General features: G+C 70.3%; 13 protein-coding genes and 1 tRNA gene. 8 read left to right on the top strand and 6 right to left on the bottom strand.

Annotated features, from left to right (window positions below):
* Positions 1-140 precede the first annotated feature (140 nt).
* Together D3230_RS11305 and D3230_RS11300 are read left to right on the top strand one after the other, a co-directional pair.
* Positions 141-1,643 carry an aminotransferase class I/II-fold pyridoxal phosphate-dependent enzyme gene (locus D3230_RS11305; RefSeq protein ID WP_202345133.1) on the top strand — a complete coding sequence of 501 codons (1,503 nt, stop codon included), beginning with the start codon at positions 141-143 and terminating at the stop codon, positions 1,641-1,643.
* 35 nt (positions 1,644-1,678) lie between these two features.
* A complete protein-coding gene (locus D3230_RS11300) occupies positions 1,679-2,449 on the top strand; it encodes an HAD-IIB family hydrolase (protein WP_202345132.1) in 771 nt (256 codons plus the stop codon).
* 263 nt (positions 2,450-2,712) lie between these two features.
* Here D3230_RS11300 and mqo read toward each other — a convergent pair whose 3' ends face one another.
* The 3 genes from mqo to D3230_RS11285 form a co-directional block, all read right to left on the bottom strand.
* Positions 2,713-4,242, bottom strand: a complete 1,530-nt coding sequence (gene mqo / locus D3230_RS11295; protein ID WP_202345131.1) for a malate dehydrogenase (quinone) — start codon at positions 4,240-4,242, stop codon at positions 2,713-2,715.
* A gap of 30 nt (positions 4,243-4,272) precedes the next feature.
* Positions 4,273-5,595: a DNA repair protein RadA gene (gene radA, locus D3230_RS11290; protein ID WP_202345130.1), complete on the bottom strand. Its 1,323-nt coding sequence runs from the start codon at positions 5,593-5,595 to the stop codon at positions 4,273-4,275.
* 92 nt (positions 5,596-5,687) lie between these two features.
* Positions 5,688-8,729: a cytochrome P450 gene (locus D3230_RS11285; protein WP_202345129.1), complete on the bottom strand. Its 3,042-nt coding sequence runs from the start codon at positions 8,727-8,729 to the stop codon at positions 5,688-5,690.
* A gap of 125 nt (positions 8,730-8,854) precedes the next feature.
* Between D3230_RS11285 and D3230_RS11280 the strand changes: the two genes are divergently transcribed.
* Both D3230_RS11280 and D3230_RS11275 read left to right on the top strand, forming a co-directional pair.
* Positions 8,855-9,424: an HtaA domain-containing protein gene (locus D3230_RS11280; RefSeq protein WP_202345128.1), complete on the top strand. Its 570-nt coding sequence runs from the start codon at positions 8,855-8,857 to the stop codon at positions 9,422-9,424.
* Positions 9,421-10,356: a LysR substrate-binding domain-containing protein gene (locus tag D3230_RS11275; RefSeq protein ID WP_202345127.1), complete on the top strand. Its 936-nt coding sequence runs from the start codon at positions 9,421-9,423 to the stop codon at positions 10,354-10,356. Before D3230_RS11280 ends, D3230_RS11275 begins: the two co-directional genes overlap by 4 nt.
* Positions 10,357-10,464: 108 nt before the next feature.
* Here the strand turns inward: D3230_RS11275 and D3230_RS11270 are convergent, their stop codons facing one another.
* Entirely contained in the window at positions 10,465-11,814 is a 1,350-nt protein-coding gene (locus D3230_RS11270; RefSeq protein WP_202345126.1) for an MFS transporter, read from the bottom strand.
* Positions 11,815-12,078: 264 nt separating this feature from the next.
* Here D3230_RS11270 and D3230_RS11265 point away from each other — a divergent pair.
* Positions 12,079-12,169, top strand: a tRNA-Ser gene (locus D3230_RS11265).
* 477 nt (positions 12,170-12,646) lie between these two features.
* Here D3230_RS11265 and D3230_RS11260 read toward each other — a convergent pair.
* Positions 12,647-13,204 (bottom strand): phosphorylase family protein, encoded by a 558-nt coding sequence (locus tag D3230_RS11260; RefSeq protein ID WP_202345125.1) that lies wholly within the window; start codon positions 13,202-13,204, stop codon positions 12,647-12,649.
* A gap of 346 nt (positions 13,205-13,550) precedes the next feature.
* On the opposite strand from D3230_RS11260, the gene D3230_RS11255 reads away from it, so the two are divergent.
* The 3 genes from D3230_RS11255 to D3230_RS11245 all read left to right on the top strand — a co-directional run bounded on the left by D3230_RS11255 (position 13,551) and on the right by D3230_RS11245 (position 14,868).
* A complete protein-coding gene (locus D3230_RS11255) occupies positions 13,551-13,850 on the top strand; it encodes a hypothetical protein (protein WP_202345124.1) in 300 nt (99 codons plus the stop codon).
* A gap of 205 nt (positions 13,851-14,055) precedes the next feature.
* Positions 14,056-14,547: an S-ribosylhomocysteine lyase gene (locus tag D3230_RS11250; protein ID WP_202345123.1), complete on the top strand. Its 492-nt coding sequence runs from the start codon at positions 14,056-14,058 to the stop codon at positions 14,545-14,547.
* A 24-nt stretch (positions 14,548-14,571) separates the two neighbouring features.
* Complete coding sequence (locus D3230_RS11245) at positions 14,572-14,868, top strand: DUF1905 domain-containing protein (protein WP_202345122.1); 297 nt, start codon at positions 14,572-14,574, stop codon at positions 14,866-14,868.
* Here the strand turns inward: D3230_RS11245 and D3230_RS11240 are convergent.
* Positions 14,865-16,187 carry an amidohydrolase gene (locus D3230_RS11240; RefSeq protein WP_202345121.1) on the bottom strand — a complete coding sequence of 441 codons (1,323 nt, stop codon included), beginning with the start codon at positions 16,185-16,187 and terminating at the stop codon, positions 14,865-14,867. The genes D3230_RS11245 and D3230_RS11240 overlap by 4 nt on opposite strands.
* Positions 16,188-16,201: the final 14 nt, after the last annotated feature.

The following is a 16,201-nucleotide window of genomic DNA, read 5'->3' as shown; positions in this document are numbered from 1 at the left end:
CCCGACTCCGTGCGGGGGTGACCTGTGGGTCCGAGAGTAACGTGCATTACATTTTTACGCAAACACTAGTTTTCGTTCAATTTGGAACAGCATGTGTCATACTCGGTGCAGCATCGCCGGTCACTTGCAAAGGAGCACCCATGTCCCGATCCTCCGTCCATCCGCAGGGCGCACAGGGCAGCACTCCCTACGCGACGGCACTCACCCAGCACGCGGAACGCGACACCGTGAGCCTCATGGTCCCGGGGCACGGCGCGACCCCGGATGGGCTCGCGCACGAACTCGCCACGTTCATCGGCCCGCAGGCGCTCGCCCTCGACATTCCGCCCCTGATCCCCGGGATCGATGCGGGTGCAGACTCTCCGCTGGTCGAGGCGACGCGGCTCGCGGCCGACGCGTGGGGCGCGCGGCGGACCTGGTTTCTCGCGAACGGCGCCTCACAAGCGAACCGGATGGCGGCGCTCGCCATCGCGGGACTCGGGGCCGGCGACACGATCATCGCGCAGCGCAGCGCCCACTCGAGCTTTACGGACGGAGTCCTCCTCGGCGACCTGCTGCCGCACTTCGTGTTCCCCAGCATCGACACGGATCGCGGGATCAACCACGGGGTCACCCCGGCCGCGCTCGAGTCGGCGCTGCAGGACGCCGTCGCGGTGGGGGCGGAGCTCGGGGCCGTGTACGTGATCAGCCCCAGCTATTTTGGTGCCGTGGCGGATGTGGCCGGCCTCGCCGCGGTCGCCCACGCGCACGGGGTCCCGCTCGTGGTCGACGGCGCGTGGGGCTCGCATTTTGGCTTCCACCCGGCGCTTCCGGAGTCTCCGACGCGGCTCGGCGCGGACCTCACCGTGTCCAGCACGCACAAACTCGGCGGCAGTCTCACCCAGTCCGCGATGCTGCACCTGAGCGACGGCCCGTTTGCCGACGCGCTCGAGCCGATGGTGGAGCGCGCCTACATGATGACGCAGACGACAAGCGCGAGCGCGCTCTTGCTCGGCTCACTCGACGTGGCGCGCCACGCGCTCGTGCACGGTTCCGCCCAGATCGGGGAGACCATCACCACGGTCGAATCGTTCCGTGAGCGGCTCCGCGCGGACGGCCGGCTGCCGATCATCTCGGACGGCTTCGACGCGTACCCCGATATTGTCGACGCCGATCCCCTGCGCGTGTCCATCGACGTGACCGCAACGGGGCTCAGCGGTCACGCGGTGCGTGACCGCCTCAGCGCGGAGCACGGGATCTTCCTCGAGATTTCAACCGCGAGCGCGATCGTCGCCTTTATCGGCCCGGGAAAGCACCCGGATCTGCACCGCTTCGGTGATGCGCTCCTGGAGCTGCTCGACGCGGCGACGCCCGCGGATCCGCCGCTGACGTTCCCCGAGCTTCCGCGCGCCGGCCGGATGGTGACCCGACCGCGGCTCGCCTACTTTGGCCGCCACGAGATTGTGCCGGCCGCGGAGGCCGCGGGTCGCGTCTCCGCGGATTCCCTCGCCGCATACCCGCCGGGAATTCCCAACGTGGTGCCGGGCGAGGAGATTACCGCCGCAACCGTCACGTTTCTGCAGACCGTCGCGGCGTCTCCCATCGGCTACGTTCGAGGCGCGCTCGATCCGGCGGTCGCGTCGTTCCGGGTCCTTGCCGACTGACCGATCTCCCCGACCCCGCATGGGAGAATCGAGGCATGACTGCCCTGCCGCGCCTCGTCGCATTCGACCTCGATGACACCCTTGCCCCGTCGAAGTCCGCGATCGAACCGCGGATGCTCGCCGCGTTCGCCGGGCTCCTGCAGCGCACGAGCGTTGCGGTGATCTCGGGCGGCAACTTCGCGCAGTTTGAGGCGCAGCTCCTGGCTCGACTCGACACGTCTGCGGGAGTCGATGAGACGACGCTCGCGCGGCTGCACCTGCTCCCCACCTGCGGCACGCGCTATGAACGCCGTGAGAACGGCGCCTGGACCACGGTGTACCGGGAGTCGCTGACCGCCGAACAGCGGGACGGCGCACTCGCCGCGCTGCGCGAGGAGGCCGAGCGGCTCAGCCTCTGGGAGGCAGCGCCCTGGGGCGAGATCCTCGAGGATCGCGGCTCGCAGGTGACGTTCTCCGCGCTGGGTCAGCGTGCGCCGATCGACGCGAAGCACGCGTGGGATCCGAGCGGCGCGAAGAAGAATGCGCTGCGGGCCGCCGTCGCGGATCGCCTCCCTGATCTGGAGGTGCGCAGTGGCGGCTCGACCTCGGTCGACATCACGCGGCGCGGGATCGACAAGGCCTACGGGATGCGCAAGCTCGTGGAGCACACCGGGATCCAGCTCGACGAGATGCTCTTCGTCGGCGACCGGCTCGACCCCGACGGCAACGACTACCCGGTGCTCGCGCTCGGCGTCGCCTGCCACGCGGTTACCGGCTGGGAAGACACCGCAGACTACGTCGAGGGCCTGCTCGCGGCCCGCGCATAGCTCTCCCCCACTCGTGCGAGGCCCCTCCGGGGTCCTCCTGAACCATCCGCGGCGCCTCGCGTCCCAGCGTCCGCCTGCCGAACCCGCAATCTCGCACCTTTCTGAGGAGTTTTGGGGGCGAAACTGGCGTCCCGCCGCAGGTTCGCGGGCATGGGCATGGGCTTGGGCATGGGGGCATGGGGCACTCCGGACGCGGGGCGCGGAAACGCCGCTGGGCGGGACCCCGGAGACGGGATCCCGCCCAGCGGCGGTGTGAGGAAGGGTTAGGCGTCGGCCTGCGCGGACTCCGCGGCGACCGCTGCGGGCGCCCCCTCGGGGATGAGTCCCAGCACGCGCCCGGTCTCCGCGAGGGACGCCGCGGCGGCATCGGCGTCGTTGTTCAGGCCGCCCGAGGCGAGCGCGGGGATCTGGGCCGTGAAGACCTGCTCCCACTCGTTCGCGTACTGCTCGGGGAAGCAGGAGCGCAGCACGCCGAGCATCGCGTGGACCGCGGTCGAGGCCCCGGGGGACGCGCCGAGCAACCCAGCGATCGAGCCCTCGCCGCCGGTGATGACCTCGGTGCCGAACTGCAGGATGCCACCCTTTTCGGGGTCCTTCTTCATGACCTGCACGCGCTGACCGGCGGTGATCATCTCCCAGTCCTGGGTGCGCGCGGCGGGCATGTACTCGCGGAGCGTGTCCATCTGCTTCTCGCGGCTCGCCATGAGCTCGCCGAGGAGGTACTTCTCAAGGCCCCACTGGGTCAGGCCGACCTTGATCATGGGGCCCAGGTTGTGCATCCGGATCGAGCCGGGCAGATCCCACCAGGAGCCCTTCTTCAGGAAGTTCGGGCTGAACCCGGCGTAGGGGCCGAAGAGCAGGCTTTCCTTGCCGTCGACGATCCGGGTGTCGAGGTGTGGGACCGACATCGGGGGTGCCCCGACGGCGGCCTTGCCGTAGACCTTGGCGCGGTGGTGCGCCACGATCTCCGGGTTGTCCGTCTTCAGGAACTTGCCGCTGATCGGGAAGCCGCCGAAGCCGCGGATCTCGGGAATCTTGGAGGACTGCAGCAGCTGCAGGGCGCCGCCGCCCGCGCCGACGAACACGAACTTCGCGTTCACGACGCTGGGGCCGTGGCCGGCGCGGTTGCGCACGTGGACGTTCCAGGTGCCGTCCTTGACGCGCTTCACCTTGCGGATGCGGTGTCCGAGGTGCAGCTTGGCACCGTTCGCGACGAGGTGGTCGAAGAGCTGGTGGCTGACCGCGCCGAAGTCCACGTCGGTGCCGCTCTCGGAGCGGGTTGCGGCGAAGACCTCGTCCTTGCCGCGGCGGTCGACGAGGACCGGCGCCCACTCGGCGATCTGCGCGGGATCGTCGCTGAACTCCATGTCGGAGAACAGGGGCTCCTGCTTGAGGATCTCGTAGCGGCGGCGGAGGTAGTCCACGTTCTCCTCGCCGCGCACGAACGTCATGTGCCGGGTCGCGTTGATGAACGACGACGGGGTGCCGAGGATGCCCTGCTGCACGAGGTGAGACCACCACTCGCGCGACAGCTGGAACTGCTCGTTGATGTCGATCGCCTTCGCGGGCGACAGGCTACCGTCGGCCGCCTCGGGCATGTAGTTCAGCTCGCACAGTGCGGCGTGACCGGTACCCGCGTTGTTCCACGCGTTCGTACTCTCCGTGGCCACTTCCGACTGAGATTCGAAGATCTCGATCGACCAGTCCGGCTGCACCTGCTTGATCAGGGTACCGAGCGTGGCGCTCATGATGCCCCCACCAACGAGGACGACGTCTACCGTGTTCTTACTCACGAGGTGCAAGTCTACTCCGGTTCCGCGGGACTAGAGACCGGCCCCCTTTCGGGCCTGGTCCAGGGTCTCCGCGGCCGCGTCGATGATGCGGGTGTAGCCGAGCCGCCGGGCCTCCTGCGCGCGCTGCGGCCCCCCGGTCACGGGGCGCACCTCCCCCGCCAGGCTGATCTCCCCGAATGCCGCGAGGTCGTGCGGCAGCGGGCGGTCCGAGACGGCGGAGATGACCGCGAGCGCGATCGCGAGATCCGCCGCGGGTTCCCCGAGTTTCACCCCGCCCACGGTGGAGACGTACACGTCCTGGTCGTGGAGGCGCACGCCGACCCGGCGTTCGAGCACCGCGAGAATCATCGCGACGCGCGCCGGATCGACCCCGCTCGTGACGCGCCGCGGGTTCGGCGTCGCGCTCTTCGCTACGAGCGCCTGCACCTCGACGGGCAGGGCCCGCCGTCCCTCGAGTGCGACGGTGGCGCAGGTGCCGCTCACCGGAGCGGCCGCGCGGCTGAGAAACAGCCCGCTCGGATCCGGCACCTCCTGGATGCCCTCCCCCGTCATCTCGAAGCACCCCACCTCGTCGGTGGGGCCGAAGCGATTCTTCAGGGTCCGCAGGAAGCGCAGTGAGGTCTGCCGGTCGCCCTCGAAGTGGCAGACGACGTCGACCAGGTGCTCCAGCAGCCGCGGCCCCGCAACCGAGCCGTCCTTGGTGACGTGCCCCACGAGGATCACCGGGGTGCCGCGCCCTTTCGCCACGCGGATCAGCGCGGCCGCGACCTCCCGAACCTGGGCCGGGCCGCCGGGGCTGCCCTCGATCTGGTCGCTCGCCATGGTTTGTACGGAGTCGACGATCACGAGCGCCGGATCGACCGACTCGATGTGCCCGAGCACCGTGGCGAGATCGGTTTCGCTCGCGAGGTACAGCGTGTCGTGCATCGCCCCCGTGCGCTCCGCGCGCATCCGGATCTGGCCGGTCGATTCCTCACCGCTCGCGTAGAGGATGCGGGCCCCGGTCGCGGCGAGGCGCGCGGCGGTGTCCAGCAACAGCGTGGACTTCCCCACTCCGGGTTCGCCGGAAAACAGGATCGCCGCCCCCGGCACCACGCCGCCGCCGAGCACCCGGTCGAGCTCCCCGATTCCGGTCGGCTGGTGGGCCACGGTGTCGCCGGAGTACTCCGTGATGGGGCGCGCTTCGCGCCCGGCACCGGGCTGCACCGCTCGGGTGGTGCGTGCGAGCGTGGCTCCCTCGCGAGCGCGTTCGACGACGGTACCCCACTGCTGGCACTCCCCGCACCGGCCGACCCATTTGGAGGTCTGCCAGCCGCACTCGGTGCAGGTGTACGCGCTCGTCGTTTTCGCCATGTGAGTGAGACTACCGAGGACCGCAGACAATCCGCGGCGGCGATCCACAGGCGGGGGCCGGGCGCGCGGCGCCCCCGCCACAGCGGAACCCGCTACCCCCGATGCGCCGCCACCGCGCCGGCAGTTTCGGCGAGCTCCGCGAGCACCCCCTGCGCCCATGCCTCGGCGACCTCGGAGGCGGGGATCGGCCCGGCCGCGTCGTGCCGCCCGTACTCGCCCACTCGCACCGCTCCGCAGCCCGCGAGCGCCTCGTCCACGAGTTCACTGCCTCGCGAGTACGTGCGGTCGTAGCTGCGGTCGCCCATGCCGAACACCGCGTATCGGAGTCCGTCGAGTCGGGTCCCACCTGCGGCGAGCGCGGCGTGGAACGGGCGCGCGGAGGTCGGCACCTCACCGTCCCCGTAGGTGGCGCAGATCAGGAGCGCGAGCCGATCCGGGTCGAGCTGCTCGGGGCGGGTGTCTGCGAGGTCGCGGACCTCCGCGTTGGGGATGAGCCGGGCGAGTTCTTCCGCCACGAGCTCGGCACCGCCGGATTCGGTGGCGAACAGGATCGTCACGGGAAGATCCGGCGTCCTGGCCTCCGAGTCTCCCCCGTCACCCGCACGCCCGGACGCGGGATCGCGCAGCGGATCGAAGCCGGGGTCGGCGGCGGTGTCGAGCATCGCCGCACGCGTGGCGAGCTTGGCTCGGGTGCGCCCGGGTGCCGCGTCGAGCCGCTCGCGTTGATCGATGCGCTGCCAGTCGCGGAAGCTCACCTCACCGGGGATCGGCGGGAGCCCGCCACCGCGGACCGCGATCGCCCCGGCGCGGAGATCCTCGGCGAGCTGCTGCGCGAGCCCGCGGGCGTCGGCGCGCTGATCGGGGATCGTGCCGCGCGGCCCACGCCGGAGCCAGCCCGCGGCGTAGAGCCCGGCATCGACCCGGCCGTCCCCGTGCTCGCCCGGGGTCAGCGGCGTGTCGGCGGTCGGCGCGAAGCCGATCGCCGAGATCACGTCATCCACCGCGAGACGCACGGTCTCCCCCTCGTACGCGATGTCAAGCGCCCCGACCGCGGCCGGATCGTCGGCGGCAGCATCGACGTCGCTGGCGGCGAGGATTCGCTCGGGCACGGCCCCGAACCACCACTCGATGCGCACGCGCGGAGCCCCGCTCGGTTCCGCCCCGGTCAGCGCGCGCACCGCGTCGATGCGGGCATCGCGTCCGTCATCCGGCAGCGGTCCCGCCCCGTGGACCACGTGCGCGACCCCGGGGAGCGTGGCCAGCTCGCGCACCATGACGGGATCGAACTTGGCAGCGCTCGGCTCGCTCCGCCCGATCAGGTGCACGGTCGTGACCCGGCCCGCGAGACGGCGGTGCGCGGCATCGTCGATGTCCGAGCCGTCGAGACCCGCGGTGTCTCGAGTGAGGAGCCGAGCGATATCGAGCGCGACATTCCCGTGGCCGATCACCGCGACCGCGGCCCCGAGGGGGCGGGGCGCCGCCTCGTCCGGGTGGGCGTTCAGGTGTCGCGTGAGTGATCCGGCACCCCGCGCCCGCTCGGCACCGGGGATCGCGAGCCGCGCGTCCGCCCGCAGCCCGGTCGCCAGCACCACCGCGTCGTAGTGTGCCCGCAGGTGCTCGAGCGTGAGGTCGCGTCCCAGCCGCACGTTGCCGCGAAACGCGACCCCGGGGTCCGCGAACAGACGGTCGAATTGGCGCGCCACCGCTTTCGTGCCGGGGTGATCCGCGGCGACGCCGTAGCGCACCAGGCCGTAGGGGGTCGGGAGGTCGTCGAACACGTCGATCGGGCTGCCCGGAAAGACTCGCCGCGCGGCCTGCGCGGTGAAGCAGCCGGCCGGGCCGGATCCCACGATCGCGATGCGCGGCTGCGGTGCCGGATCGGCGGGGCGTGCGGCGGCCTCGGTGGGCGCGTGCTCCCCCGGGCCGCCCGCGTCGGGTGCCGCGACACGATCCCACTCCACGGGCAACTGGGTCATGCCGCGGAACACCCAGCCGCCGACTTCGGCGGGGCGGGACGCGCTGAGCCGCAGCCCGTCGAGCCGTTCGAACAGCGCCGGGAGGGCCACGTCCGCGACCTCCGCCCGCGCCACCCACGCGCCCAGGCAGACGTGCACGCCCTTGCCGAAGGCGAGGTGTGGCTTCACCTCGCGCCGCAGATCGAATCGCTCCGGGTCGTCCCAGACGGCGGCGTCACGGTTCGCTGAGAGGATGCAGATGCCGAGCCGCGCGCCGGCCGGGAGGGTCACCCCGGCGAGCTCCACCTCGCGGGTGGTCTGCCGCGAGTACATGCCGATCGGCGCGATCCAGCGAATCGACTCGTCGAACGCGGCGTGCCAGAGCGCGGGATCGGCGCGCACCGCGGCCAGCTGCTCGGGATCCCGCAGGAGCGCCCAGGCCGTCACGCCGAGTGCGTCGCGGGGCTCGTTCAGGCCACCCCCGATCGTCATCTTGAGATTGGCGCGGATCCGTTCGAGCGGCATCTCGTAGTCCGGGATGCGCAACAACTGCGAGATCAGGGAGTGATCCGGGTTCGCGGCGTGCCAGCGGAGCATGTCGTCCAGGGCCTCGTCGACCTCCGTGAACGACTGCTCGCCGAGCCGCCAGACCTCGGGGTCGTCCGCGTAGTTCCCGGTGGCGTCGATCATGGTCTGCGACCAGCGCTGCAGGTCCTCCTGGGAGGAGTTGTACAGGCCGACGATCTGACGCAGATTCTCGGCCGCATACGGCGCGGCGAAGTCCCAGACGAGATCGGCCCCAGGCCCCTTGGCGATGAACGCATCCAGGTAGCGGTTCGTGTTCGCGCGAAACACATCCGTCCAGACGCGCTTCACCACGCCGGGACGCAGCGCGGGCTGCCAGGCTTTGCGCTCGATGTAGTGCTCCGGATCGTCGCGGCGCAGCATGGAGTGGCCCATCGCCCGGATCTGCAGGGAGCCCTCCTCGTTCGCCGAGAAGATCTCCTGGTCCAGCTCGGTCGCGTGCACGGCGTCGTAGCTCGTCACGAGGTAGCGCCCCACGGCGGGCACCCAGTGGACGCCGCCCTCAGCGCGGAGGCGCTCGTAGATCGGAAACGGATCGCGGTAGAGCTCAGGGATGGTCACCCAGTCGGCGACGGGAGCGTTCGTGCCAGTCATGTCACTTCCTTGTGATGATCGCGTGCGGGGGCCCGCACGCCTTCTTCTGAGTATGTGCGGTGCTATTGAAAGGGAAAAGCGGAATTACTTGCTCAATCAATTCGGTTTCATGTGAGAATGGGCGCATGTGCCGCACCGACGCAGCTTTCGGCCCCCTCGCCTGGGGCATCAAGGATTCCCTCATCTCCTACGTCCTCGGGATGTCCGACGGTTCCGTTCGGCTCACGCCGCCCGCCGCCCAGACCCCGACGGGCTTTCGATTCGCGCCGGATCCCGCAGCCGTGCCGGATCCCGCAGCCGTGCCGGATCCCGCAGCGGTGCCGGATCCCGCAGCGGTGCCGGATCCCGCAGCTCGCACGCTGCGCTTCGTGGGCAGCGTGACGCTCCAGGGCCACAATGGCATGATGCGGATCGAGATCGCAGACCCCTGGCTCGTCGCCCCGCCCGGTGCCCGCGCCGTCGCCTCGGCCACCCCGGAGCCGTGGCAGCTCACGATCCGCGATCCCTTCGAGCCCGGCGTGCGCCTCGTGTTCGCGGAGATCGACCGCGTCGATGAGGCGGCCGACGGCACGCTCACCTGCGTCGGGACACGACTCGCCGCGGACGGGGCCGACCTCTTCTTCGCGGGCCCCTACTCCCGCGGCACCCTCCTCGACGACCCCGTCGTCACGCCGCCCACCGGGACTGCCGGATGACGCAGGATCCCGCGCCGCATCCGCTCCCCGCGTTCACGCTGCGTCAGCTCGCCTACCTTGCGGCGGCGGCCGATGACGGGACGATCGCGGGCGCGGCTGCAACCCTCAGGATCTCGCCGTCCGCGATGTCGGACGCGATCACCGAGCTCGAGTCCGTCATGGGCGAGCGGCTGTGCATCCGGCGCCGCGCGCACGGCCTCACCCTGACCCCGTCGGGCGAGCAGTTGCTCGTGCACGCGCGCCGCATCCTCGCCGAAGCCGAGGAGTTGGGCCGTGTGGTCGGGGGTGCGGGGCGGCTCTCCGGCCCGATCGTCGTCGGCTGTTATCCGACGCTCGCCCCCACGATCCTGCCTCCGCTACTGCAGGACTTCGGGGAGCTGCACCCCGAGATCGAGCTCTCGATCCGGGAGGCCACCCAGGACCAGCTCGTCGACGACCTCGCCTCCGGCCGGGTCGACGTGGCCGTGGTCTACGACATGCTCGTGCCCGCGCACACCCACCGCGCGCGGCTCTACGAACTCAGCGCACACGCGCTGCTCGCCGCGGGCCACCCGCTGGCCGGTGCACCCGAGGTGCGCCTCGAAGAGCTCGTCACCGACGACCTGATCCTCCTCGACGCGCCGCCCTCGAGCGATCACACGATGTCGCTGTTCACGGCCCGGGGGCTCCAGCCGCGGATCCGGCACCGCACCACGAGCTATGAGGTGGTCCGCACGCTCGTGGCGCGCGGGCTGGGCTACGGGATCCTGGTCACCCGCGTCGCGACCCCGCACAGCAACGAGGGGAACCCGCTCGTCACCAAGCGCATCGCGCCGGCGGTGCGGCCCGTGGCGATCGATATGATCTGGTCCCCGGACCGCCCGCTGCCGGCGCGAACGAGCGCGTTGATCGAGTTTGCGCAGGGCATCGCCTGGCCCACCGCGGAACTGTGATCCAAACCTCGACCCTCAGATAGCAGTGCGGGATCGGCCGCTCCGGTATCTCGGAGCGGCCGATCCCGCGCAGTGTCCGCCCGCCGCGACACGCGGCTCGGCGGTGCCTTACCGCGCCGAGACTGCCTCGGCCTTCGCGGCCGGTTCCGGCTCCTCGCGCTCGATCAGCGGCCGACCCCAGCGATCCTTGATGATCAGCAGCGCCACGATCGAGATCGCCGCCATCACCGCGAGGTAGATCGACACGGATCCGATCCAGCCGGTGCTCTGCTGGAGCCATGTCGCGATCGTCGGGGCGAACGCGCCACCGAGGATCGCGCCCAGCGCGTAGGAGAGCGAGACGCCGGAGTAGCGCAGGTGTGACGGGAAAATCTCCGCGAAGTAGGCCGCCTGCGGCCCGTAGGTGAGGCCGGTCGAGAGCATCCACGCGCACAGCGAGATGAGCACCATCGCCACGATCTGCGTATCCACGAGGAGGAACAGGGGGAAGGCCCAGAGGATCTGCAGTCCGTACCCCACGAGGTAGACGTTCCGTCGGCTCTTCCACCGGTCCGACAGCCAGCCGCCGAACAGCGTCGTCACGGCCCACACCGCGGACGCGGCCGTCACACACCACAGCACCGCGGTGCGATCCATCTCATGCACGTTCGTCGCGTAGGAGAGCACATACCCGCCGGTCGACATGTAGCCGGCCGCGTTGTTTCCGGCGAAGGTGAGCGCGGCGAGCAGCACCAGCCACCAGTGCTTCCGAAGCAGCTCCAGCAGCGGCATCTTCGCGCGCGCCTTGTTCTCGCGGAGCTCCAGGAACACGGGGCTTTCTTCCACCGAGCGGCGGATGATGAAGCCGACCACGAGCAGGACCACGCCGATCAGGAACGGGATCCGCCAGCCGATCTCGAGGAAGCCGTCGACCCCGAACGCGGCGGTCGTGATCGCGAGCACCCCGGATGCGAGGAGCATGCCGATCGGCACCCCGAGTTGCGGCGCGGAGCCGTAGAGACCGCGTTTGCCGTCCGGGGCGTGCTCCACCGCCATGAGCGCGGCACCGCCCCACTCGCCGCCCGCGGAGAAGCCCTGCAGGACGCGGAGCAGCACGAGCAGGATCGGGGCCAGGATCCCGGCCTGCTCGTAGGTGGGCAGCAGCCCGATCAGCGTGGTCGCCGCCCCCATCATCACCAGGGTGGCGACCAGCATCGCCCGCCGCCCGACGCGGTCGCCCAGGTGCCCGGCGACGATCGCGCCGAGCGGCCGGAACAGGAAGCTGATTCCGACGGTGGCAAAGGACAGCAGCAGCGCGGCCTGCGCGCCGAGCGGTTCGAAGAACAGTTGGGCGAACACGAGCGCTGCCGTGTTCGCGTAGATAAAGAAGTCGTACCACTCGATCGTGGTGCCGACCATGGTCGCGATTGCGACGCGTCGCCCCTCGCGGCGCGGGCGTACTCCCGTCGTCACTGACATATCCAAGACTCCTTCGTCTCCCCGGTCCCGTCGCGATTGCGCGGGGCTGGACACATCATCGGGCGGGCCGCTTCCACGCGTCAAACGGATTTACTTGCGGTTCATCATCGACTCCATCGTGGTTGGCGTCGCTGCTTGCGTCACCGCGCGTTCACCCGCGCGGCACCGGCGCGGCACCCGCGCATTCCCTTCGCGACACGCCCAACACGCAGACGCGGCGGCCTCGATTCGCGCTGGCACCCCGAATCCCGTATTCTTTTTCGCGGTGACGTGTCCGAGCGGCCGAAGGTGCAACACTCGAAATGTTGTGTAGGGTAACCCCCTACCGTGGGTTCAAATCCCACCGTCACCGCCACAGAAAACCCCCGCAGATCGTTGAGAAATCAACAGATCGCGGGGGTTTTCGCATGTGCGAGAGGCCCTGCCCGAGTGCACCTGCCCCAGGCCCCTGGGGTCCTGGGTTCCCGAGTCTCCAGGCCCTGGGTACCTGGGCTTCTGAGCCCCACCCCTAAGCCCCGAAGCCCAAATCCGACCCCGGGAACGAGATTTCGTGCGTTTCTCGCGTGCGCAACGCGCAGTTTCGCGTTCTCGCGCGCTCAACGCCTCGATCCCGGGCGCACGGGGCACTCATGAACGCGCAGGAGATCCACGAAGGCGCAGGAGATTTTTCCGCACTTTAGGGCGCGGGATCGAGGATCTCCTGCGCGTTCGGAGACGCAGGCACGGCAGACCGGCAGGCCAGGCCGACAGGCCGACAGGCACGGCAGGCTCAGCCAGCAGGCAGGCAGGCCAGGCAGGCCGGGCTCAGGCCCTCAGGCCCAGCGGGCCCGACTCAGCTCAGCTGGGCATCCCAGAAGGCGCGGAGCTGCTCGCTCTTGCGGAACACGATGGTGTCCCATTCCTCGGCCGTGGTCGAGCTGTCGGCGAAGTCCGAGGGCACCTTGAACAGCTGCAGCGGCACGTCGAACGTGGCGCACACCGCGGCGAGCGCGTAGCTCTCCATATCGCAGAGCTCGGCACCCAGCTCGGCGATATGGGCGCGCTGCGCGTCGTCCTGCACGAACACGTCGCCCGTGGCGATGGTCGCCGTGCGATCCGCCAGGAGCACCTCGCCGGCCGGCCGCAGCTCGGGCGACGGCAGCGAGAAGTCGTGCTGAACCACGCCCGTGATCTGGTAAATCTCCTCGAGGCTCGGGCGGTCGGGGCCGTCGCCGACGACACCCGCCGTGCCGAGCACCACCACTCGATCGATCCCGCCTGCGGCGAGCGCGGCCGCCACCGAGACGGCCGCGTTGACCTTCCCCACCCCGGTGACCAGGTGCGGGACATCCGCAAAGGCGGACGCCTCGTCGCGGTGTGCGAACACCAAAAGCGTGCTGGTTTCGGACATGGTGTTCTCCCTCGCGCACGGCGCGTCAGGGCACGCCAGCAAACATTTCCGGATCAACACTAGCGTTTTTCGAAGACTTGTTCTAAGATGATCAATTGAGTTCGCGAAACGAGCGTGTTCTCCGCCGGAGGCTGGCGGGTTCACTCACACGCGTCGTCCATTCCACGCAACTCCTCGGTACAGACGAGTGCTTCCACTCGATCCGCACCATCGCCCCGCCGACTCGCGGATCCGCACACACGCGCATCCACTCGGCCCGGCACCCAGGCTCGATCCCGAGCCCCGCACCCGCGAGACAGACTCGGCGGGTTCCGCACCACGACGGTGCGGTTCGAAAGGAACCATCATGACTCACACACTTCGCATCGCACCCGATGCCGCGCAGCGCTCCGACGCCCTGCGGACCCCCTACCACGCTCTGGGCGACGCCGCCGAGATGCGGGTGCCCGAGTGGGCACAGCACCGTTCGGTGTACCGCACTTCCGGCCGCACGCTCTACCTTGTCGAGACGGACAGTCTTGGCGAGGCGCGCCAGGACCTCGAGCGGCTCGACCGTTCGGGGTGGGACGTGCGCGTTGATCGTGCTCCGGCCGGCAAGCTGAGCCGGATCGCGCTCACGCGTCGTGACCTCGCCCAGGCGGCGTAGTCGGCGCGCGTCTCGCCCGGCCCCGCCGGCAGGAGGCGCACCCTGTTCTGAGGCCCGCACCCCACCCGGGGAGCGGGCCTCAGTCGTATACGGAGTGGGAGATCCGCGGCCCGGACAGCGCACGTGTTCGCGGCCTGGACGCCGCACGTGACCCCGTATGACGCGCACCCCGGCCGGTGTCGGAGGCCACAACTACACTGGCCCCATGAGCGACGTCGAACTTGCCGAGGTTGAGAGCTTCTCCCTGGATCACACGAAGGTGTTGGCCCCGTACGTACGCCTGATCGGCGTCGAGCACGGCCCGAAGGGGGACGCGATCTCCAACTTCGACATTCGGCTCGTGCAGCCCAACGAACAGGAGATTCCGACGGCCGGGCTGCACACCATTGAGCACACGCTCGCCGCCCTGCTGCGCACCCGTTTCGACGGGCTCATCGACATCTCCCCGTTCGGCTGCCGCACGGGATTCCACCTCATTGCGTGGGGCGAGCCCACGCCCGAGACGGTCGCCGCCGCGATCAAGTCGGCTCTCGAGGACCTCGCGTGGCGGGTCACCTGGGACGATGTGCCGGGAACGGCAGCGGTGAGCTGCGGCAACTACCGCGACCACAGTCTCCACTCGGCGCAGGAGTGGGCCAAGGTCGTGCTCGAACGCGGCATCAGCCTGGACCCCTTCGACCGGTCACGGATCGCGTAGCGCCGCACGCCCGGAATCCCGCACGTGTTCGTTGAGTTCACCGCCACCCCATACCGGTGGGAGGCGCGAACGGAACAGTGGGTGTTCGTGGATCTCCCCGCCCCGCTGTCCGCGGACATCTCCGAAATCCCGCGCCCCCGTCGCGGCTTCGGTTCGCTCCGCGTGGAGGTCCGCGTGGGCACCTCAGTGTGGCGCACCTCGATCTTCCCGGCCGGGCCGAACGCCGGCTTTGTGCTGCCGCTCAAGCGCGCGGTGCGCAAGGCGGAGGGCATCGAGGTGGGGCGGGACGTTTCGATCCTGCTCGACGTCCTCGACCTCTAACCCGCCGCGGCCCGGAGTCTCGCGCGGGCCGCGGCGGCCCGGGATCGGATCGCCGCGGCGTCGAGGGTGAGGTGCGTGCCGTCCGCATACAGGTGCCGCCCGCCGACGAAGACGTGGCGCACGTCACCCCCGCGTGCCGCAAAGCCCAGGTGTGACACGAGCGCGGCCGGATCGAACGGGGTCGCCGCCGAGCCCGTCACATCGAGCGCGATCACGTCCGCGAGTCGGCCGGCCTCGAGCGCACCGGCGTCGGGGAAGCCGATCGCCTCGGCCCCGCGCCGCGTGGCGATGTCGAGCACGTCCGCGGCGCGCACCGCCGCCGCGTCCTCGCGCACCCCGCGGTGCAGGATCGATGCGAGCTTGATCTCCTCGAAGAGATCGAGTGTGTTGTTGCTCGCCACCGAGTCCGTGCCGAGCGTGAGCCGGATCCCCGCGGCGAGCAGCTCGGGCAGTGGGGCGACCCCGGTGCCCAGCTTGAGGTTCGAGACCGGGTTGTGACTTACCGCGACTCCGGCCGCCGCGAAGCGCTCGATCTCCGCGGCAGTGAGGTGCACGCAGTGCGCGGCGAGCAGCTCCGCTTCGCACAGGCCCAGCCCGTCCAGGTGCTCGCCCGGGGTGGTGCCGTAGCGTGCGGTGATGTCCGCGACTTCGGCCGCCGATTCTGACACGTGCGTGTGGATCGGGATGCCACGCGCCACCGCGCGCCGCGCGATGTCCCGCAGGAAGTCCGGCGGGGAGGTGTACGGCGCGTGCGGCCCGAAGGCGATCCGGATCTGCGGATCCCCCGCGAACTGCGCCGCGAGCTCCTCCGTCAGATCCGTCACCGCCGCGCCGTCCGCAGCGGAGACGCCGGGGAACCCCACCGAGTCGGCGGCAAAGGAGGCCGGGGCGACGAGCGCGCGCATCCCGGCCGCGCGCACCAGCTCGATCAAGCCAGCGTCCCAGGTGTACATGTCGGCAAACGCGGTGGTGCCGGTCTCGATCATCTCGACGAGCGCCAGTTGCAGCCCCGCCGCCACGTCCTCGCGGGTGAGGTGCTGCTCGAGCCCCTGGACCGCCGCGAGCCAGGGCATGAAGCCGTCGTCGTCTGAGACGCCCCGCAGCACGGTCATCGCGGAGTGGGTGTGCCCATTGACGAGTCCCGGCATCAGGACCTGGTCGGGCAGCTCGAGGATCGTGGGGGCGTCCGCCGCCGGGTCTCGGGGCACCCCGGCGTAGTCGATCCGGCCCGCCGCGTCGATGCCGAGCTCCGCGGGCGCGATCACCCCTGCCGGGGTGAGCATTGCGGCCGCTCGCAGTATCGTCACGCTCTCGCGCATCGCCTCTCCTCCCG

Source organism: Leucobacter chromiireducens subsp. solipictus, assembly GCF_016758195.1.
Lineage (GTDB): Bacteria > Actinomycetota > Actinomycetes > Actinomycetales > Microbacteriaceae > Leucobacter > Leucobacter solipictus.
This window is presented reverse-complemented; position numbering and strand designations above follow the sequence as displayed.